This window comes from Halobacteriovorax sp. ZH5_bin.2, from assembly GCF_043196375.1.
Lineage (GTDB): Bacteria > Bdellovibrionota > Bacteriovoracia > Bacteriovoracales > Bacteriovoracaceae > Halobacteriovorax_A.
In genome coordinates this window covers 696,525-719,809 of the sequence record NZ_JBEBMJ010000001.1, presented here as the reverse complement: position 1 = coordinate 719,809, position 23,285 = coordinate 696,525, and the positions used below count along the sequence as shown (strand labels likewise).

At 39.6% G+C, this 23,285-nt stretch carries 12 protein-coding genes; 2 read left to right on the top strand and 10 right to left on the bottom strand.

The features are described from left to right. Positions 1–136 precede the first annotated feature (136 nt). Together ABMA76_RS03515 and ABMA76_RS03510 are read left to right on the top strand one after the other, a co-directional pair. On the top strand, positions 137–1,030 hold the full coding sequence (locus ABMA76_RS03515) for a hypothetical protein (protein ID WP_392909059.1): 894 nt from the start codon (positions 137–139) through the stop codon (positions 1,028–1,030). A 79-nt stretch (positions 1,031–1,109) separates the two neighbouring features. Continuing rightward, positions 1,110–1,622: a DUF2391 family protein gene (locus ABMA76_RS03510; protein ID WP_392909058.1), complete on the top strand. Its 513-nt coding sequence runs from the start codon at positions 1,110–1,112 to the stop codon at positions 1,620–1,622. Here ABMA76_RS03510 and ABMA76_RS03505 read toward each other — a convergent pair whose 3' ends face one another. From ABMA76_RS03505 to ABMA76_RS03460, 10 genes are all read right to left on the bottom strand, one after another. Next, entirely contained in the window at positions 1,623–2,099 is a 477-nt protein-coding gene (locus ABMA76_RS03505) for a hypothetical protein (RefSeq protein ID WP_392909056.1), read from the bottom strand. Beyond that, complete coding sequence (locus tag ABMA76_RS03500) at positions 2,092–5,208, bottom strand: efflux RND transporter permease subunit (RefSeq protein ID WP_392909054.1); 3,117 nt, start codon at positions 5,206–5,208, stop codon at positions 2,092–2,094. The genes ABMA76_RS03505 and ABMA76_RS03500 overlap by 8 nt, the downstream gene beginning before the upstream one ends. Then, on the bottom strand, positions 5,201–6,580 hold the full coding sequence (locus ABMA76_RS03495) for an efflux RND transporter periplasmic adaptor subunit (protein WP_393060957.1): 1,380 nt from the start codon (positions 6,578–6,580) through the stop codon (positions 5,201–5,203). The genes ABMA76_RS03500 and ABMA76_RS03495 overlap by 8 nt, the downstream gene beginning before the upstream one ends. Continuing rightward, on the bottom strand, positions 6,573–7,778 hold the full coding sequence (locus ABMA76_RS03490; RefSeq protein ID WP_392909050.1) for a TolC family protein: 1,206 nt from the start codon (positions 7,776–7,778) through the stop codon (positions 6,573–6,575). The genes ABMA76_RS03495 and ABMA76_RS03490 overlap by 8 nt, the downstream gene beginning before the upstream one ends. Before the next feature lie 8 nt (positions 7,779–7,786). Beyond that, the gene (locus ABMA76_RS03485) at positions 7,787–8,068 is read right to left on the bottom strand and encodes a metal-sensitive transcriptional regulator (RefSeq protein WP_021267828.1); all 282 of its coding nucleotides are present in this window, start codon (positions 8,066–8,068) and stop codon (positions 7,787–7,789) included. Beyond that, entirely contained in the window at positions 8,065–10,266 is a 2,202-nt protein-coding gene (locus tag ABMA76_RS03480; protein ID WP_392909048.1) for a heavy metal translocating P-type ATPase, read from the bottom strand. Before ABMA76_RS03480 ends, ABMA76_RS03485 begins: the two co-directional genes overlap by 4 nt. Positions 10,267–10,274: 8 nt before the next feature. After that, positions 10,275–10,499, bottom strand: coding sequence for a heavy-metal-associated domain-containing protein (locus tag ABMA76_RS03475; RefSeq protein WP_392909046.1), 225 nt, complete (start codon positions 10,497–10,499; stop codon positions 10,275–10,277). Between the two features lie 161 nt (positions 10,500–10,660). Further along, on the bottom strand, positions 10,661–11,077 hold the full coding sequence (locus ABMA76_RS03470) for a hypothetical protein (RefSeq protein WP_392909044.1): 417 nt from the start codon (positions 11,075–11,077) through the stop codon (positions 10,661–10,663). A gap of 146 nt (positions 11,078–11,223) precedes the next feature. Further along, a complete protein-coding gene (locus tag ABMA76_RS03465) occupies positions 11,224–17,184 on the bottom strand; it encodes a tail fiber domain-containing protein (protein WP_393060955.1) in 5,961 nt (1,986 codons plus the stop codon). A 149-nt stretch (positions 17,185–17,333) separates the two neighbouring features. Further along, entirely contained in the window at positions 17,334–23,162 is a 5,829-nt protein-coding gene (locus ABMA76_RS03460) for a tail fiber domain-containing protein (RefSeq protein WP_393060953.1), read from the bottom strand. Positions 23,163–23,285 lie beyond the last annotated feature (123 nt).

Genomic DNA, 23,285 nt, shown 5'->3' with positions numbered 1-23,285 from the left:
TGATTTAAGCTATATTGGCGCTCCATGCAAAAATCTTTCTTGTTGTTTATTAAGATTTTATTAAGAAATCAATTGATCTTTCACATCAGTCTTTAGACAATATTAGTCTATAAAAAAACATACACATGGAGTGATTATGAGAACAATTGTTAAAAGTTCAAAGTTACTTATGCTAATTCTAGCAGCTGCTATGACGGTTCAAACTCATGCTCAAGAAGAAGCAAAAAGTAAAAAAGATGGAGACATCGACAGTGAAATTACAAACGCAAGACTAAGAGCACAGTCTGGTTCAAAATCTGACTACAGCTTAAGTCTTTCACTAGGTTACAATGGTGGTACACTAGATGATATTTTTGGTGAAGAAAGACCAGATATTTATGGTGATCCAGAAACAGAAAGAAATACATCTTTTGGTGGTAGCTTCGCAGGTAGATACCGTTTCAACAAAAATGACAGTATGACAGTTGGTGCAGGTTTTTCTGTACTAAACCCATGGGGACACTCAGAAGGTAATGTTGATAACCCATACGTTGGTTACTCAAGAATTTATAAAATTGGTGACTTTCAAACTTCAACTTCTGCCAGTATCACATTTGGGACATCTGAGTCCTTTAAGAATGTTGACCTAGGTCAAGTTGTAAGTATTTCACACAATATGATGAAAAACTTTGAAGGCACAAACCTAACAATCGGTGCCTCTGTTTCTTTTGGTGCTTACTTCTATGGAAATAATCCAGAAACAGTATTTCCAAAAGATCAACTTACAGAACTAGAGATTGGCCTATACCCACAACTTGAGTATAGATTTAACGATACATTCTCATTTAGAACTGTATTTGGTTACTTTAACTACCAAAAGTCTAGAGGTGAAGATTCAAACTTCTTAAGAGCATATGAATACCAATCAGTTGGTGTCGGTATTTCTGTAACAAGAGATATCTACGTTTATCCAAACGTACAATTCCTTGCTGATGATATTGATGCAGACAAGACAAATTTTGCAATCTCTGCAGATATCAATATTCTTTAATTAAATTAAAGTATACTTAGGCCCGGTTATCCGGGCCTTTTTTTTTGCCTAAATTCTAAATACTCTCTATAATTTTAATATGGAAATATTTAAAGGCTTAAAGAATACACATACAGAGATCAAGCGTATTAATGGCTACCTAAAAGAGGTTGTTACCTTCTTAGATGATACTGGAAAGCCAATTGGTCATGTTATCAACCCTCTTATGGTTGAGCTTCGACTACGTGATGTTTCACAAATATTTGTAGGGGCCTTTCTTGTCGCTTCACCACTTTGTTTTACTGAAGAAGTATGGAATTTAAGTGTTTCTCTTAAATTTAACAATATCTACTACTTACTAGTATCTTCAATTGTAATTGTGATGTGCTTTGTTTATTTCAACTTCTATCGATTCAAGTTAAAGGGAAATGTCGCAGAGTTTGTTAAGAGGATTATTGCAATTTACTTGATTACAACTTCTAGCGTTGTCTTTATCTTATTTCTTATTGATAAATTCCCTGTCATGACCGACCCAATTCTTGCTTTTAAACGCACAGTTATTATTGCATTTCCAAGTATCTTTGGAGCGGCCATCACAGACTATTTAAAGTAATTAAAACTTTGTATCTTTTTGTCCACAATGAGGCATATTTGAAGCATATGGATTATGAACTTTATCCTGCTTCGAAGAGTTTTGTACCCATTTCTTTTTAACCATCGGACATGAGTAAGCATTGTACTTTTCCCCTACATCATATGTATTAATGATATGAATAAGGGCCATTGAAACAAGGTGATAATTTTGATTGTTGTCAGCAGTTGATTTTGATGCCTGAATTTCAGAAAGCTTTACCTTAGAGAAAGTTAATAGCTTTTTAATTTTCTCATCGCTAATTTTGTCAATTGCACGAGATAGCTTCTTTGCAGCTTCCTCTACTTTTGCTCCATCATATTTAAAAAAGCTTGAGTGAAGATCCTCATTAAGTTCAAGAACCTTAACGACTTGTTTCTTTGTATCCTTGGCCATCTCAATACGACCGGCAGCAAATAAATTAAAAGCAATAAAACTTACAATAATAAATTTATTCATGTGTTTCTCCTTTAAGATTTCTTTGTTCAAAATATGAATATGTAATAGGCACGACAAAGAGTGTAATTAACTCAACGAGCATCCCACCAAGCGTTGGGATTGCCATCGGTTTCATGACTTCGCTTCCTGTACTTGTTGACCACATAATTGGAACAAGGGCGACAACAGTCGTCGTGGTTGTCATAACAAGAGGTCTAATACGTCTTGATCCAGCATTAACAATGACTTCCTTAAGCTCCTGCCAATTATTAGGTTTGATGGACTTAAACTCTTCTTGCAGATAGGTCATCATGACGACTCCATCATCGACAGCAATACCAAATAAGGCAATGAAACCAACCCACACAGCAACAGAAGTATTAAAGCCACCAATCCATAAAAGGATTAGACCTCCAGCAAAAGCAATTGGAACTGCACTAAAGACAATTGCTGCATTTCTTAGGTTTTTAATACCAAAGTAAATAATGATTAGATTAATAACTAAGGCCAGTGGGACAAGAAGCATTAAGCGATTATTTGAGCGAACCTGATTTTCATATTGTCCTGCCCAAACTAGTGAGTAGCCTTTTGGTAGTTCAACCTTCTCTTCGACGGCCTTTTTAGCTTCCTCAACAAAACCGATTAAGTCGCGATCTTGAACATTTAAAAGAACAAGAGAGCGCAACATTCCGTCCTCAGACTGTATCATTGCTGGTCCTGTTACAACTTCGATCTTAGCAAGTTGTTCTAGCGGTATATGCTGTCCAAGAGGACTTGGAACTAGAACCTTTTTTAATTCATCAACACGATCTCTTAACTCTTTCTTGTAGCGAACGCGAATTGGAAAACGCTGTCTTCCGTCATAGAATTGACCAATCGTCATCCCACCTACGGCAGTTTGAAGTATTTTATTAATTGTTCCAGTATTTATACCGTAACGACTTGCTGCTACACGATCAATATCAAATTCAATATAAGGCTTACCAGTGATTTGCTGAGCATAAACACCACTTGCTCCTTTAATGCCTTCAAGTACATGACCAATCTCTTGTCCAATTTTTTCTAGTTTTTCTAGATTATCCCCGAAAATCTTTACACCAATTTGCGTTTTAATCCCTGTTGAAATCATGGCAATTCGATTTTCAATCGGGAAAAGCCACGCATTAACTAGCCCTGGGATTTGAAGTTGCTCATCAAGCTCTGCCATAATGTCATAGATAGATGTTCCGCTTGGCCATTGATCTTGAGGAACAAGCTTTACGACTGTTTCAAACATGGCAACTGGTGCAGGATCTAATGCAGTCTCTGCTCGTCCAAGTTTTCCAATGGCACTTGCAACAAGAGGATGCTTTACAAGCTCCTTATCAGTATATGCTAAGAGCTCACGTGCTTTCGTCATCCCTACGTCTGCAGTCGTGACAGGCATATAGAGAATTTCACCTTCATTTAAAGAAGGCATAAACTCTTTACCAAGTTGAGAGTACGCAATACCACCAAGAATAAAAATAACAGTTGGAAAAATTGCAAAAAGCTTACGGTGATCAAGCATCCATCTAAGAACTGGCTGATAAGTATTTACAATTTTTAAACTTACAGGGTTCTTGTCAATTGGCTTAAGCTTTCCTTTTAAGAAGTAAACACTTAAGGCCGGAACAAGAATGATCGCAACGACAACTGATCCAAACATGGCCAGAGTCTTTGCCCACGCAAGTGGACCAAAGAGTTTCCCTTCACTCCCCTCAAGACCAAAGACTGGTAAGAAAGTGACAATCGTTGTCGCGACAGCGGTAAGAATAGCAGGTCCGACTTCACGTGCAGCCTTAATAACGATATCCACACGTTCTGACTTTGAGAGATCTCGATCTTCATTAGCAAGACTCGAATAGATATTCTCAGTCATGATAATACCCATATCAACCATAGAACCAATGGCAATAACAAGTCCTGATAGACTCATTACATTTGAGTCAATCCCAATAAACTTCATAAGAATAAAGCTTATTCCAACTCCAAATGGAAGAGTTAGTGAAACAAGAATTGAAGATTTAAAGTGTAATAAGAAAAGAAGAATCACAATAACAGTGATAAAGATCTCTTGCGCAAGTGCCGAGTAAACGGTTCCAATTGTTCTCTCAATGACTTCTGTACGATCATAGAAAGACTTAAACTCGACTCCCTTTGGAAGACCGGCCCTAACAATATCAATTTTCTCTTTTACATTATCGATAACTTCTTTTGGATTTTCACCAAAACGCATTGTAACGATACCACCAACGGCCTCCGTCCCATCTTTATCGAGGGCCCCACGGCGAAATGCCGGGCCAGTTCCAACACTGGCCATATCTTTAATGCGAATCGGAGTTTTATTCTTAACAGCAACAACAACATTTTCGATATCAGCAAGAGACTTAAAGAAGCCTTTTCCACGAACAATAAACTCGCGATCACCATCTTCAATGACCTCTGCTCCAACATCAATATTGCTGTCTTGAATTGCATTTATAATGGCAGTCAGATGAACATCGTAAGCAATCAATTTATTAGGATCAACATCAATTTGATACTCTTTAACAAACCCACCAATACTTGCAACCTCACTAACTCCTTCTACACTTTGTAGGAGGTAGCGCACATAGAAGTCTTGTAATGTTCTTAGCTCTTCTAGAGAAAGAGGCTTGTCGTTATCAGCAGAGTTTTCAAGCGTGTACATATAAACTTGTCCCAGACCTGTGGCATCTGGCCCCATTGCTGGGTTAACACCGTCTGGAAGTTCATTTTTCGCACTTGTTAGCTTCTCAAGGACACGAGATCTCGACCAATAGAAGTCGACATCATCATTAAAAATTACATAGATCGTAGAAAAACCAAATGCTGATGTTCCGCGAATATTCTTTACACCAGGAATCCCCTGAAGCAGTACACTTAGAGGATAAGTAATTTGCTCTTCAATATCTTTAGGAGAGCGTCCGGCCCAATTCGTAAAGACAATTTGCTGATTTTCACCAATATCTGGGATTGCATCAATACGTGCAGTCGATAAGCTAAATACCGATAGTAGTGCTACTAAAATAAAAAGAAGAACTACCGTAACACGATTTCGGATGGATAATTCAATAATATTCTTAATCATTAGTATGCCCTTGATGAGGATCAGATGTATTCATATCCTCATATCCACCAAAAAGTTGTGCTTGAGCATCAAGAAGGAAGTTACCTTCGATGACAACTTGATCCCCTTCTTTTAGACCTTGCTTAACTTCAACATAGCCTTCGGACTCATGTCCTGTTTTAATAATTACTGATTTGAATTCTTTGTCACTTTTCTTCACCCAAGCAACCTTCCTCTTTCCTGTATCAATAACTGCAGAGCGTGGAATAACAAGAGGAAGTCCCTCTAATTCAAAAGTAATTTGAGCATTCGCAACCATTCCTGGTTTAAGCTTTCCTTCTTCATTCGTAATTGTTGCACGAACTTTTAATGTACGAGACTGTTGGTCTAGGACAGGACTTACAAAATCAATCTCGCCAGTCGTTGTCTTTCCAGGTAGAGCAATAAACTCTAACTCAACCTTTTGACCTAATTCAACGAGAGCTGAATCTTGTTCATAAACATCAAGCTCGACCCAGACATCGCTTAAGTTTGATAATTCAAAGAAGTTTTGACCTTCTTTAAAGTATGTTCCAACAGTAGCGCTTCTTTTTTGGACAATCCCTGTCGCAGGAGAATAGATAGTAATCTTATTTGGCACAGAACCTTTCTTCGCCCATGCTTCATATTGTTCTTTCTTAATCCCCCATAACTCTAGCCTTTCCTGACTTTGTTTATAAAGGTCTCTAAACTCACGCCCTCTATTTTTTAGATATGTTTTACGAGCAAGAATATATTCTTCCCCAGCTGTGATTAGCTTTGGACTGTAAATATCAACTACAGGGTCACCAGTTTTTACAAAACTTCCAGTTGATTTCACATAAACTTTTTCCACACGGCCGTCAATTCGAGCAGGGATATTACTTTCCTTCTCTTCTGATTGAAGCACCTGACCAAGAAGTCTAATCTTCTTTGTCATCTTCATTGTCGTCACAGGAAAGTATGATGGTGAAAAGTGTTTTAGCTGAGACTTTCTAAGCTTCACACTGGCAACAACTTTGGCCGCACTTTCTTTTCGTATGTTAACTTTTACCATTGGAGTTCCATCCATTGGACAAACGTCTTCTTTTTCACTTGTTACATCTGGAAAATCAGTACAACGCCAAAGCTCTTTTTCTGGTTCGGCCTGGGCCATTGTCGAATGATCATGATCATCCTCGACTTCAACTTTTGTCAGGTTCATATGGCAGATAGGACACTTACCTGGACCATCCTCTTTAATTTGAGGGTGCATCGAACATGTATAATATGTTTTGACCTTGGATTCACTATGCGTACTCACATCTTCTTTCTGTGAGCATGCAACAAATCCAAGTAGTGTTGAGAATGCAATTATTTTAAGTAACTTATTCATAGAGGGACTCTCCAAGAGTATATTTATAATCTACTTTTGAAGTCGCTAATTGCGCTTCAAGCATAACTTTCTTTAATAAGATTGTTTGTAACCTTAATTCACTTTGTAAAAGCTCTATATAAGAACTATTTCCGCGCCCATAAGACTTAGAAGTAATTGATCTCGAGTTTTTAGCGAAATTAACTGATTTTTTCGTAATGATATTTAGCTCAGCTTTTAGTTTATTAATATCATCCTGAATAATATTCAGATCACGTCTCTTCTTTAACTTGTAGTCCTCAAGTTTCTTAGTCGCCGCATAATGTGTGGCAACAGCGGCTCCCTTACTACCTCTTTTGTCATCTGAGATCGGTATTGGGAAAGAGATTTGAGCACCGATGTAGTCGCCATTCTTATCAATCTCATCAGAACGAAATGTATATCCCAAAGAAACAGTAATATCTGGAATAAAAGCAAGGTTTGCTTGTTCAACAGCAAACTCTCCTGCGATTTTCCCCTCTTCGAGTGCCTTTAAACGATTGTCTTTTATCTCTGCTTCTTTAGTCTTATCTAATAAAAACCAAGGAGTCGTTTTGTAATCAAAACTTACGGCACGATCTCCAAGTAAGTAGACGAGTTGTGCTTTATTCTGCTTGAGTTCAAAAGTTTTATTACTTAAATCACTTTCAATCTCTGACTTTCTAATTTGAATATCTAATAAGGCCTGTTGGGTAATTCTTCCATTAGAGTAAAGTTTCTTACTAACTTTTAAAATATTATTAATCCACGCAAGATTTTCTCGTAAGATCTCTAGTTCATGCTCGATTTTTCGATTTCCGATGATATTCCCCCATAAGGCCTTAACAAGGGCCTGCTCATAATCAAGAGCAGAAAAATTCATTGCTCTGGCCTGAGCATTCATACTTTCAGCTGCTTTTGCGTACTTATTAGAAAGAGCAATTTTTTGAGAAATACCAAGCTCAACCCCAGTCATAGGCGTCTGGTTATAATCGAGGGTTTCAACAGGAAAATTCTTTGCAGCGACCTTAAACATTGGGTCCCCCCAAGAGTTTTTTTGTTTTGAAGATTCAACTAGAGATTTTGCACTTCCCTTGATCGCTTCAACACTATTGTGTCTACTTAATTCCCCTACGGCCTGCTTAAAACTAAAGGCCATTGAGTATGTCGAAAGAAAAGTAACGAAAGCGATTTTAAGCATAATAATCCCTATGACTTTGCAGATTTCTTTAAAAGTTCCATGATCTCACTAATCTTCTCTTCAGAATCCTTTTCTGAACCTGACTTAATTGCTTTCATGACACAGCTATTTAAGTGAGATTCTAGAATCACATGCTCAAGACCTTTAAGGGCACTTCTAATCGATTTGATCTGAGTGAGAATATCCACACAGTACTTTCCATCTTCGATCATATTTTTGATACCACGAACTTGTCCTTCAATGCGATTGACTCTTGTTAGTGTTGCTTTGTGATCTGGGTGTTTACTCATATTAACTTCCTTATTCTTAAACTATTTGAAACAACTGAAATACTACTTAACCCCATGGCCACACTTGCCAGAACAGGTGGCATTGTTGGTCCGCCAAAAATAACAAGGACACCGGCCGCAATAGGAATTAGTAGAGTGTTATAAATCATTGATAAAAAGAGGTTTTGCTTGATGATCTTCATTGTCCCTTTTGCAAGTTCAATGAATTCCACTGCCTTAGCAATATCACCTTTAACAATCGTCACATCTGAAGCGCTAATTGCAACGTCTGTTCCAGTCCCCATGGCCATCGATAAGTCTGCTTTTGCAAGAGCAGGGGCATCGTTAATTCCATCACCAATCATGGCAACCTTACGGCCTTGAGCTTGTAATTTCTCAACTTGCTTGGCCTTAGCAATAGGAAGTGCCTTTGCGATATAGTGATCAATTCCAATCTCTTCACTTACACTCTTGGCAACAAGATCGTTATCACCAGTAATCATCCAAGTTTCAATACCAAGAGATTTAAAATGTTCAATCGCCTCTTTTGCACTTGGCTTAATTTCATCACCTACAATCAGAGTTGCCACGTGTTCTTTATTTCTAGCAACAAAGATAAAGCTTCCAATTTTCTTTGACTCTAAATCGCTAGCTCTTTTAATTCTTGAATCATCTAAAATTGATTCATTACCAATATGATATTCAATACCATCGATCTCAGCGATAATACCCTTTCCCTTAATAACTTCAAAACTATCAGGCTCATTTAACTGAACCCCCTGTTCTTTCGCAAAATTTAGAACCGCCTTAGCAAGAGGGTGCTCAGAGAATTGCTCAATTGAAGCAAGATGTGCAAGAGTTTGCCTTGAGTCTTCACTCTTTTTATAAAGAGCGTCGATGACACTTGGTCGACCGAAAGTAATTGTTCCAGTCTTATCAAAAATAACCGTATCGATTTCAACGGCCTTCTCAATAACTTCGCCACCTCCGATAAGGAGACCTTTTAAAGAAGCTCTACCTGTAGAGACCACGACGGCCGTCGGAGTAGCAAGACCGAGAGCACATGGGCAAGCAATAACTAATACTGCAATAAAGCTTGAAATTGCATTCCCCCACTTAGGCTCCGCTCCATAAAAGAACCACGCAAGAAAAGTGATGATAGAAATGACAATAACAACAGGAGTAAAAACTCCACTTATTTTATCTGCATATTTTTGGATATTTGGTTTAGAAGACTGTGCTTCTTCAACGAATTTAATGATTTGAGAAAGGAAAGTGTCACTACCAACTTTAGTTGCTTTATAATCAATAACGTGATCCCCATTGATTGTTCCAGCAAAGACTTGTTCCCCTTCACCTTTCTTAACAGGTAGCGGTTCACCAGAGATCATTGATTCATCGATAGCACTACTACCTTTAATAATTTTACCATCAACTGCAAATTTCTCACCTGGGCGAACTCTTATCGTATCGCCAACGACCACTTCACTAATAGCGACTTCGATAAAAGAGTCACCTCTTTGAATTGTTGCCTTCTTTGCCGATAACTTAAAAAGATCATTAAGGGCCTCTTTTGTTTTCTTCTTGGCCCTTTCTTCAAAGTACTGACCTAGGAAAACAAATGAAGTAATGAATCCCACCGCCTCAAAGTATACTCTAGTCGTCAGCCCTAATTCACGGCTTAGCTCTGTAAAAAGAGTAATAAAAACACTATAAAGAAAAGCTGCTGACGTCCCTAGTCCAATAAGAGTATTCATATTTGAGCGGCCACTCCTTAAGAATTGAAGAAGTGATCTTTGAAACTTCAGACCAATCCATGCCCAAATAGGAGTCGTTAGTGCGAGTTGGATATACCAATTGGCCTTCTTTGTTGGCCAACCTTTAAAGGGACCCATTTCAAATAAGAAAACCACTACGGCCAGAGTTATTCCAATAACAAATTTATGAAAGTTGTCTTTTTCGATCGATTTGGCCGCTGATGCCGTTTCTTCTTGGGCCTCTTCATCAGTCTGAATGGTATAGCCTAGTTCTACAATTTTTTTCTCGATATCTGTTAAGACATCTTTATTTTCATATTCAAAGTGTCCGCTTTCGATTGCGTAATTTACACTCGAGAGTTTAACACCATCAATTTTTGAAACTTCACTTTCAATAGAAGCTGCACAACTAGCACAGCTCATACCTGAAATTTTTAAGTTTACACTATTTTGTGCTTCCACTCAGTCTCCTAAGCCTCAAGCTTCTTCATACTTGAAACAGGAAATCCTATTTCTCCAAGCATTGATTTGATTTGCATATTTGAAAAATCTTGCTCACCTGTTACAAGAACTTCTTGGTTTTCGATATCAACATTTATATTTGTCACTCCTGAAAGATCCTTAAGTTGGTTTTCGACATTACCGACACATCCTCCACACTTAATCCCACTTACAACAAATTTAACTTTTTTCACATTAACCTCTCTTCTCATTAAACCTTATACCCCCATAGGGTATAATTGATAATAAAACCACAATGGAAATAAAGCAATTAAAGATTTGTTAATTGACATAGAAATGACAAAGGCCCTTTCTCGAGGGCCTTAAGTATCTGAATTAATTGATAGTTAAATATTTACTTCTTACTTGGTAGTTTGGGGCCAACAAAGCGATCGTCGTTATAGACCATATCCACACTAGAAGGGCCACGAACTTCATCCACACTCTTGTGGGCTATTAGGGCCACAATCATATCATCAGGCTTCATCTGATCAAAGATATGACCAACGATGGACTTTCTAAGCTTCTCATCATCCTCGCAGCAAATGAGCTCCCTTATACTAGGTGAAACGACCTCGCTTACTTTGGCCTGGATAACAGTCTCCTCTTGAATAGGTCCCACAAAGTCTTGCCCATACTCTTGAACCTCAAGACAACGAACTTGTGCAACTTCACTACAGCGAAGTAAGCTATCAAGTTGTGAATCTTGGGCAAAACCAATTGATGAATATATTAGTGCAAAATAGAGAATTGCAAATTTTAATAAGATCATGCTTCCTCCTGGCCAACGTACTACTTATAAAGTTAGCAAGATGATCAATAATCTATATTGTAGCTTTCTTTTGAAAATCAATAAGATAAGAGCCTAACCTATTGAAATTTGAACAGTAAGGTTAACGTATTAACAATAATTTTTGACTAGTTTTTCGGGCACAGTGGCATATCAGGATCTTTCTGACATAAGTAGGCCTTAAGGATTTCATTCTCTTCTTTTAGTGTTTCTACCTGCTCTTCCAGAGAGGCCACCCGACGAGAAATCCCTTCTTGCATGAGATTTAGCATGCGCTTATTTTCATCAAGCTGAGTCTGTTGCTCTTTAGTCGCATTAATAAGCGCTAAAAAGATTGGATCATTATCAACAGTTAAATAATCATCAGTCGTCTTTCTAACCGCTTCAGGAATAACTTTTTGAATATCCTGGGCAATAAAACCAGAGTGCTCTCTCTCATTTAGAATACCAAGAGCGTTATCGTCTTTATAGCGATACTTAATTGTATCAATGGCCATAATGGCATCGAGGCCATAAGTGAACTCACCTGTTAAATCTTTTAAGCGCGCATCAGAGTATGTCGCCCAAGAACCACCACCTGGTTTTGCTGCCGTTCCGTTAACAACAAGCCTTTCTCCGTTAAGAGCAAGATGAGTACCTGGATCAAGTCCAATTCCTACCCCACGATAATTTGTATCAGTTCCAATATCTGGTTGAAGGTGGAGTGTTGAAAAATTTGTCCCATACACGTCTACTGATGAATGCCTTGCAAGAATCCAAGAGCGTCTTGCATTAAGGGTACCCGCGACTCCTATTTCTAAACCATTATTATGATTAGTAAATTTTGCGACAACGTCACCATGAGTTGTATCAGTTGGCAATGTTGTCGAAGTTGATTGGCCATGTACTCTTAATGGAGCATCTGCAGATCTTGTTCCCATTCCAACATAACCTTGAGCATTTGCGTGAATCGCCACTTTACCAGCTTCATCCTCAGGGCGCCCTGTAACAACACTAAAGTTTAACCCATGAGATTGGAGCTCCGTTACTGTTAAGTCATTTCCTGTTGAAGATAAATTTGTCCACGAGTTAATATTAGTCTTTGCTTCAATAACAACATCCAAAGACAGCGCAGTCGTTAGGCCACACGATGCTGAGGGCTTAATAGCGCGAACTCTAAATTGAGGACTATTACCATTCCCCTTTACATCAAGAGTAAAACACTTTGTATTACTACCATAGCCTACTTCTGAGCGATGGAGAATTTCTTGCCAAGGAGAATTATCAGAATGTCCTGTCGCAAATTCATAGTAGTGACTTTCTGTCCAGTTCGTTCGAGTTCCCGAGATAGTAACTGTCCATCCTGTCGCTGCTCCAGCAGCAGTTGGCGCTGCTTGAACAACATTTATATAATCACCTTCGGCCCATCCGTCTGCAAAACTTATTGTTTCGACATAGCGCTGCTTACCTAAAATTTGGCCATCGACTCTCAAGTCTCCAGCAACGTGTAATTTATCAGTAGGAGATGATGTTCCAATCCCAACATTACCAATAGCTGGATTTAGAAGAAGGTCGTGAACTGCTGCCCCCGAGGACTGAGTTTGAATGATTTTCTTTCCTGCAGAGTTGATATAAACATCAAGGTACTCATCATTTGTCCCATCACTATTCTTATCTGCGATTAATCGAATACCTTCATAATTATCGGCCACACCATTTTGTTGAATTGATAGACGACCAGAAGGAACTGTTGTCCCAATCCCAACTTTCCCATGTCTAAAAACAGCAGTTGGTGCTGCCGTAAAATCATCATTTTCTGTAACAGATCCTTTTGTTGAATAAACCGAAACCACACCTGAGTCAATAAAGTCACCAGAGCTTGTATTACCACCAATTGTAATACCTGCCCCAGACATAGTAGCATGAGTTTGACTCACTTCTAGGTCATGGCCAGTTCCTGTCTCTGAAATTCTTAAATTCGAACCAATAAGAAGATTTGCATGATTATTTGCTTGAATGTTTGAGTATCTACCTTCTCCATTTGTACCAGAAATGACAACATGCCCGTTATCACCTTCAACGTGTAAATCACCAACAGGAGCTGTTGTTCCAATCCCAACTTTTCCCGTATTATCAATTGTAAAAAAGTCCTGGCCACCAATTCCACCAGGGCCAGCAATTGAAAAAGCGCCTGTCGAATCATTTATCCCTAAATTCATCTGATCCCCAGCACCGCTATCAGGTCTTAAGGTAACATAAGTATTACTTGCTCCAGTAGATTCAAGAATAAGACGTCCAGTAGAACCAGAGATATGAGTCAAGGCTTCAGGTGCATCTGTACCAACTCCAAGCTTTCCTGAGTTATCAACTGTCATTTTTGTTGTGCCACCAGTTTCAAAATTAATAGCACCTGTTCCATTAACGTCAGTATCAGCTGAGATTGTATTATCGGCAATATTAGAAGATGATGAAGAGTTCACACCTGTTAAGCTTGAACCATCCCCTATAAAAGCAGTAGCTTTTACGTTACCGCTAACTTCTAGTTTTTCACTAGGTGCTGTTGTCCCAAGGCCAACATTACCAGTTTTTGTATTATAAAGGTCTCCGCGAATTCGAGAATATTCTTTTACATTTAAAATAGCTGTTAAGTCAGCATCATTTTCATTAATAAACTTAAAAGCATCGGCATCTGCTTGAGATCGAAATCCTTGAAACCCTATATTATTAGCATGAAACGTGCTATCAGCATCATAACGTAGCGCCCACCATGTCTCACCTTTGTAAGCTATCTCGGCAAGAGCAATCTTTGAATCAACTCGATAAGCATTTGTGATTTCACCTACATCTGTATAGACAGAAGATGTATCAATCACAACATCAACATAGTAAGGTCGCGGAATAGCCGTGGCACTTCCACGATGTCCGTAGATGCGTCCATAAACCTTGTCATCACTAGATGTCTTAGCAAGTAGTAAGTAAGAAAGATTAGTATAGTCATAATTAGCGTAAGTGACCTGCTTACTTGTATAAAAACCAGAAAACTCTGCATCACCATCTACTGATAGCTTTGCCGCAGGAGTTGTTGTTCCTATTCCAACATTTCCTGTTTCATCAATCGTCATTCTCGTAATATTATTTGTTCTTAGTCCATACTGATGATTAGTCATGGAACCAGAGAAGGCCTCTCCAGCGATACTTGTCCCCATAGCAAATTCGATATCATTTGCCACATCTCGACCACCATAGAATGCTCCGCCACTTCCTTGAACCATAACCATTCGATCTGCAGCGATACCAACTGTTGAAGAGGCTTCAGGTGTAATTCCAGGCTCTTGAAATAATGCGATAAAATCATTTCCGTCGACTGCATCATCAGCAACGACATGAAGTTTTCTCGTAGGAGATGCTGTACCAATCCCAACATTACCACCAGTGAATGAAATATCACTTCCACTAGTCGTCCACTGAGTCGCGCGGTCATCAACATAAGTCTTTATCGAACTAACCGATGGAGCTTGTCCCGTTTCTGTTCCGGCCATTGAATTGATAACAAGATTTGAGTTTGTAGCAATCGAAGTCGAATGAGCATTTAATTGCCCTTGAACTTTTCCAAATGCCTCTAAGATTGTATCTGTTGCTGCAACACTTGAAGCAGCTCCTGTAGAGAAACCAGTAAGGGCCACATCAACTGCAGGGTTATAATTAATAATTGAATCGGCAAGCTTATCACCTGCTCCTACTTGAGCAATCTTGCCATTAGTTGTCCCAACGTCAACGGCAAGAGTTCCAGTTGAAGTAATTGTTCCACCAGTCAGACCTGTTCCACCGGCAACAGAAGTAACAGTACCACCACTTCCCGTAGGCCATGAAGTTCGACAATCACCACCGATACAAAGCTCCGTACCTTTTACTCTTCCAACAACTTCAAGCTTCTCAGATGGGTTTGTTGCTCCAATACCCACATTACCGTTACTACTTATTCGCATGACTTCATCACTAGCTGTGATACCGTTGCTCAAAATAATACCACTCGTATCAAGTTTTATCCGGCGGGAGTTATCCCCAAGCTTGATATACCCTTCATTTGTGCTACTGGTAATACCTCCGACCTCAAGTCCATTAATTCTTGCGTGGGCATAGCCCGTTGAATTAGAAGCAGAAAAGGGAACATAATTGCCTGAAGAATTATAAGTAATGGCCCCTGAAGAGTTAAGACCACCAGCGGTAATTACACCATTTACAGTGAGCGGGCTTGTTGGTGAAGTTGTCCCAATTCCAACATTGCCACTATTAAAGTAAATATCACTTGCAGAATTTGTCCACTGGGATTGATTAACACCAGCTATTTCAGTTGTAACATAATTTTTCATGGCATCCACTGAAGCAGCTTGCCCAGTTTCATTTCCTGCTGTCGAATTAATAACCAATGTAGAGTTACCAGCAATCGAAGACGCGTGAGCATCTAACTGTCCCTGAACTTTACCAAAGGCCTCTAGAACCGTATCTGTTGCCACAACACTTGAAGCAGCACCAGTTGCATATCCAGTAAGTGCAACATCAAGTGCAGGATTATAATTAATAATTGAATCAGCTAACTTATCCCCTGCTCCAACTTGAGCGATCTTGCCATTTGTTGTTCCCACATCAACAGCAAGAGTTCCAGAGGAAGTAATCGTTCCACCAGTAAGTCCTGCACCACCAGTGACAGAAGTCACTGTCCCAGCATTTCCTGTTGGCCAAACTGTACGGCAATCGGCTCCAAGACAAAGTCCAGTTGCTTTTATATTACCATCGACATCTAATTTTTGTGTTGGTTCTAAAACGCCAATACCTACTCGCCCAGCATTTGTTACTGCTAAACTTTCAATTTGAGTTGCATCTACATCGCTTACAATTCTAAATGAATGATAAGCATTATTGACGCCTTCGTTTACAATAAGAAGACCTGACATATTATAAAGATTTGTAAGACTTGAAATATCTGCATCAGTTGCACCAAAGCGCATGATATTTAAATCATTGGCACTCCCCACAACGTGTAATGGGCCCATTGGAGTATTCGTTCCAACACCAACAAAACCAGTATTAAAATAAATATCAAGCCCCGAGTCTGTCCACTGAGAAGATGTAATTCCACCAGTTTGCGCAGTCACATAAGTTTTAACAGCATTTACAGAAGGAGCAATTGTCGTTTGCACCCCACTCATATCATCAATTACTTTGGCATCTGCCGCTGCATTGGCATAAGTATCGACGTACGTTTTAACGACATTCTCTGTTGCAACAGAAGTTGTCGTTGCAAGAGGACCAGCACTATTAATAGTTAGGCCAACATCACTTGGAGTTGCCCCAGTCTTGTTAATCTTTGACCAAGAAATTGCTGCATTCGTGTTGATATCAGCATCAACAATTAAATTATCTTGAATATCACTTGCAGTCGTTGAAGGTGGAGTTGTTGAACCACCAGTCACTCGTCCATAATCATCAACTGTTACCGAGTAGTAAGTGTCCCCTGTGATAACAGTTGGAAGACCAATGACTCCCGCATTATTCACAAGAGTTGAATCAACAGCAACTGATGCTGTTTGATCAACACATTCAAATTCATTTGAAGCATTTACAGAAACAACCTGTCCAGTTGAACAAGCGCCAGTGAAGTCAACACTATCAGGAGTGATCGCATCATTTGCAATTGTCTCAGCAAGTGCTGCATGATTAGCATAAACCGCAATTGGAGTTGCCAAGATATTTTGAGAATCATAGACAACTGGATTCATCGCATCCGTTATGTCTGTAACCTGAATAACGAGGGTTTCATTTGTTGGGATAGCATCGATCACACTTGCAATACCTGCAAAGTCTAACTCCACAGTATAGATACCATTTGAAAGAGGAACCGCATTAATCGTTTGTGTTCCCCTATTCACTCCAGTAGAGCCTGAATAAAAAAGATCAAATTTTAAATCGGGAGTTCCAGTAACCGGTGTACCGTTTGTTAAAACAAGGCGGCCTGAGTAACCAAGCTTAGTCGTCGATGCAATAGCACTTAGGTTTAAGAATACCCCTAAACAAATTGCTAAAATAAATGTTAATTTTCGACTAACGTACAACCAAGATCCCCTGTTAATACAGTGGCTTATCGTCAGTATAGAATGGTTTCGTTAAGATCAATAATTGAATGTCATTTAGAGGACTTATCTGCCGGTGGTGATTCTAAGTAGCCTAAATTCGCCTTGATTTTGGGCCAATTAAATAATTATTACTGCCCACAGAAAGGAGCTTCAGGGTCTTTTGAACAAAGATAGTCTTTAAGCATCTTATTTTCGGCCTTAATCTCAGCATTCTCTTCTTTAAGACTTGCGATTTCTCGACTATTTTCATCTACTTTTGATTCAATTCCACTACTCATGAAATTAAACATCTTCTTATTATCTTCAATCATATGATTAAGATCTTGAAGAGCATTGATAATATAAGGAGTAAACTCTCCTTGATTAAGAGTAAGGTACTCACCATCTTCTCTTTGTGTATCAACAGTTACTGCATGAGGAATTGCTTCTTGAACTTCTTGGGCAATAAATCCGTAATGTATTTTCTCACTCTCATCCGCATTCCAAACATAAGTACGTGGGCGAAGCTTCATGATCACGTCGATACCATCTTTGAAGTCTTCAATATCATGCTTAAGTCTTCTATCTGAAGAACATGTGAAAGTTGCAGAACCTCCGGCCTTTTCACAAGCCGATCCTGTACCAGAGAATGTTCTAATGCGTCCGTCAGCATAGTTAATGGCATAAGCATCAGTTGAACATGAGCCTTCACAACCAGCACCAACCCAACCTGTTGCTCCAATATTCCCTGTTACGTGTAGAGCATTTGAAGGATTTGTCATTCCAATCCCAATATTTCCATCCCACACAAATGTATTGCTATTTAAATCCATAAATCCAGAAACCTTGTCAGCATCTGTTTCAACAAAAGTTATCAATGCATCAGACTCGATACTCATGGCATTATCATAAGGAAGAGATGGACCTAAGCCCGTTTTCGATTTTTGACCTAAAAGATATGGATAGAGTGCATACCTATCAGTAGTTGAAGAAAGATTATATCCAAGAGCGTAACCAGATGCTGTTGATATATTTCCAGCGGCAACATTTATAGCATTAGTATGTATAGCGTTTTGTGAGAATGAAGTAACACTTGTCACATCTGTATCATAAACTAGTCTTAACTGCTCGACACCCGTTGCGTTGTATGCGTAACCAGTAAAAGTCGCATTATACATTGATGAGTTATCAGGAATAGCAAGAGCAAGATACTTCACGCCGCTATAAGTAACATAAGCAAGGTATGTGTATTCACCGTAATTGATAATATTTCCTCGACAGCTGTCATACGCACAGGCCGTATTAACTTGTGCAGAAACTTTTCGATTCCAAGCTGCCGTTCCACCACGTCTTATATTAATCTCACCATTTATATAGTGCTCATCTAAAAGAGCTCCATCATAGGCACGGTGAAGAAGAATATAATTTATCCCTGTTGAGTTTTCTGTTTGCGAGTATCCATCAATCTTGCGATTAACATGGTAGTGCTTACCATTTTCATAAACATGTAAGCGCGACGAAGGCGTACTTGTCCCTACCCCCACATTTGCAGTTTGGCGACTAATACTGATAGCATTAACATCACTTGATGTTAAAAGGTCGGCAGTCTCATGAACACCAATATGAAGATAATCAGGGCCTGTTCCATCATAATGAATGTAGCCACCCTGGAATGTATTATTAGGCTCAGCAAAACGAATTCGCCCTGCTTCAAATTGATTACTCACATCACCAGCAAGAGTTAACATCGGGCCATTAGTGCTACTATCAGCTCCCCTTACAGTCAGTTTTGAAATGGGGTCATCTGAGCCAATTCCAACTTTACCATCATTTGCAATGATCATTCTTGTTTGTTCTGAAAGAGACCCATTTGTTACGGTTTTAAAATCAAGATCCGTCCCTCTTGTTGTTGGACTCCAGTCTTCTGATGCTCGCCCAGAGATTCCGGCCAATGCTGTTGTGGCCCAGTCAGAACCATCAAATCCTGTAAAAGAAATTCGTCCAACTTCATGATTTTCTAAAGGAGCAGTTTCCGCACCAATACTCCCCTTGGCCCCTCGTAGAAGAAGATGAGAAGGGTTTCCAGAAACGCGGTCAAAGAAGACAGGCTCTGTTCCGAATGTATGAATTTGCCCAAGAGGAGCATTCGTCCCAATTCCAACTCGCCCTGTGCTTTCAACAATTAGACCAGTTGTACTACTCCAAGGAGAAGATCCAAATGTCATATAAAACCTTTGTTGAGTTGTTGCATTTCCTAATAAACCAATCCCAGCAAGGCCATCATTAGTGGCATCAACACTTCCATCAGGTGTGAAGTGCATACCACGTGCCCAACTACCTGCGGTGACAGGTCTTTGTAGAGTGAGGTATCCACCTTTTAAAGTCATACTTCCATTTACTTCAAATTTATCAATCGGTGATGCTGTTCCAATCCCGACGCTTCCTGAATTATAGTAAATATGACTTCCTGAATTCGACCATTGAGTCGCTCTTGCATCCACATAATTTTTAACAGCACTCACAGATGGCGCCTGAGTTGTCTCACTACCTGCCGTCGAGTTAACAACAGCTGCTGTTTGTGCACGAGTATCCGTGAAGTATAAGTTACTTGCTTCGGCCACATCATCAGTGTCTAGACCTGTAATTGAAGTAAATTGAGCATTAAGTTGAGCTTGAAGTTTTCCGTAAGCATCAACAATTGAATCGGTTGGCGCAAGAACAGAATTAGTTCCAACAGCATAACCCGTAAGAGGAGTGCCCATAACATTAGAAGCAGGAACTCGCCCACTACCGTCAAGCCTTAGAAGCTCACTTGCTCCATTTACAGTATTGATAGCAAGGCCTACATCATTAGTATTTGCTGTAAGTGTAATATCACTTGAACTAGTTAAACCTTTAAAAACTAAGTCAGTTCCAGTTTTTGTTTTATATAGGGAAGTTCCACCAGCACTTGAAGCGGCATTGACTTCACCTGCACCAGAGATGGCAGCGGCCAAACAACCAGTACCATCAATACAAATATCATTAGTTGCCGTCACATTAATATTTCCATCTACTGTTAGTTTCTGAGTGGCCGTTGTACCAATTCCAACATTACCTGTGGCATCAGCTGTTACAATTTCTTGCCAATCTTTAAAGTCTCCAGTGTTATCACTGTGGCGAATAAAGGCACGTGGGTCTTCTGTATTATTTGCTTTAATGTGAAGCTGAGCAACAGCACCACTTGCAACACCACTTTGCATATTAAGTGTCGCACCACTTTCTCCAGGAGTAGGAGAACCTGTCGTTGAGGTATTTGAACGGTATAGACCTGCTGGTAGAGCATTGCTATCAAGAGAGTTAGATGCCGGAAGACTTAGGCCAATATTATTAGCAGAAACAATTCCACTAACCTCTAATTCTGTCGTCGGGGAATTAGTCCCGATCCCAACACTTCCTTGGAAGTAATTCTTATAAGATGCTCCGACTTGGTAAAGTCCAAATCGATTGGTCACAGTACCACCTGCTCCACTATCGTTTCCAATATGTAGGTCATAGGCATTTGTCACTGAACCAGATCGATTATAATTTGTGACCTTGATCCCGTACGCATCTGTCGTGATCGGACTTGCTGTACCATCATAACTATAATGCCCGTAAGCGACGTTAGAAGCAGTTTGTACGGCCAGTGTTCCATTATCCCCATTTGCCCCAGAATTCCTAAGGGCCTGTGTTAATTGTCCAACCTGCATCCCAGCAGAAGTCACTCCAGAATCGATTTGAGTGGCATTAACAACATAAGCAGCACGTGAAGAATAAGATCCATTAGTATCAATTGCATGTAGTGTTTGAGAGTAAAACCCAGATTCATCGACATTTGCGTTATTTGTCATAGCGTCTGATAAGTGTAATTTCGTACGAGGAGAAGTTGTTCCAATCCCTACCATACCAGTTGAATAATAGATATCACTTGCCGATGTCGTCCATTGTGTTGAATTAGCTGCAATCGAAGTTGCTTGAGAATTAAGTTGTGCTTGAACTTTTCCAAAGGCCTCAAGAACCGTATCAGTAGCAGAAACACTTGAGTCAGCACCTACTGAAAATCCAGTAAGAGCAACATCAATAGCAGGATTATAATTGATAATTGAATCAGCTAACTTATCACCTGCTCCAACTTGCGCAATCTTGCCATTCGTCGTTCCTACGTCAACCGCAAGAGTTCCCGAAGAAGTGATCGTTCCACCTGTAAGACCAGTCCCTCCAGTTACAGAAGTTACTGCAGCAGCAATGGAAGTTGCATGAGCATCAAGTTGTCCCTGGATTTTTCCAAAGGCTTGCAAAACAGTATCAGTAGCAGAAACACTTGAAGCGGCTCCCGTTGTATATCCAGTTAGTGCAACATCTAGTGCCGGATTATAATTAATAATAGAATCAGCAAGCTTGTCCCCTGCTCCGACTTGAGCAATCTTGCCATTTGTTGTACCCACATCAACAGCAAGAGTTCCCGAAGAAGTAATTGTTCCACCAGTAAGGCCTGTGCCACCAGTTACCGAAGTCACTGTTCCTGCATTACCAGTTGGCCAAGAAGTTATACAATCAGCCCCGATACAAAAACCTGTTGCTTTTGCATTTCCACTAACTTCTAGCTTTTCAGAAGGCGTACTAGTACCAATACCAACATTTCCAGTAGTTGACTCAATCCTTACTAGCTCTACTGCAGAATTTACATTTGCATTACCTGAAGCAAAAACAAAATGATGAGGTCCTGAACCAAGAGGAGAGATATCAGAAATAAAATACATACTCTCTCTTGACTGAAGAGAGATAGAATTCGAGTTTGGCGCTGTGTCGTAATTCAACTGTAATTTGTTTAAGCCAACATTTACATCTCTAATTATTCCAGAAACAGCTGTCGTCCCATTAATATGAAGCGAGTGTGCAGGAGATGAGGTACCAATCCCGACATTTCCTGTATTAAAGTAGATATCGAGTCCAGAGTCCGTCCACTGTGACGACGTGATTGCACTTGTTTGTGCTGTTACATAATTCTTCACAGAATCAACTGACGGAGCAATTGTAGTCTGCACACCACTCATATCGTTAATGACTTTTGCATCCGCAATTGTCGTTGCCGTTGTATCAACGTAACTTTTTACAACATTCTCAGTTGCAACAGCAGATGTCGTCCCCAAAGGGCCAGCACTATTAACAGTTAGGCCAACATCACTTGGAGTTGCCCCAGTCTTGTTAATCTTTGACCAAGAAATTGCAGCGCTTGTGTTGATATCAGCATCAACGATTAAGTTGTCTTGAATATCATTTGCTGTCGTTGAAGGTGGAGTTGTTGAACCACCAGTCACTCGTCCATAATCGTCAACTGTTACAGAATAATAAGTGTCACCTGTCACAACAGTTGGAAGTCCTATCACTCCCGCATTATTAACAAGAGTTGAGTCAACGCTAACTGCTGGTGTTTGATTGACACACTCAAATTCATTTGAAGCATTTACAGAAACAACTTGTCCGCTAGCGCATGAACCAGTGAAGTCAACACTATCCGGAGTGACAGCATCATTTGCAATCGTCTCAGCAAGTGCTGCATGATTGGCATAAACCGCAATCGGAGTCGCTAAGATATTTTGAGAGTCATAGACAACTGGATTCATCGTATCTGTTATGTCTGTAACCTGAATAACAAGGGTTTCATTTGTTGGAATAGCATTGATCACACTTGCAATACCTGCAAAGTCTAGCTCCACAGTATAGATACCATTTGAAAGAGGAACAGCGTTGATTGTCTGAGTTCCCCTATTAACTCCAGTAGAGCCAGAATAAAAGAGATCAAATTTTAAATCGGGGGTTCCAGTAACCGGTGTACCGTTTGTTAAAACAAGGCGGCCTGAGTAACCAAGCTTAGTTGTCGACGCAAATATTCCAGAGCTTAAGAATAGACTTAAGCATAGAGCTAAAATAAATGTTAACTTTCGACTAACGTACAACTAAAGTTCCTCTGTTAATACAGTGGCATATCGACATTTTAGTGTAATTGATTAAATGAAAGAAATTTAACAACTTAGGGAGGAAGAATCTTCACAGCCTTAAGAAAGCCGCCAATAATTTGA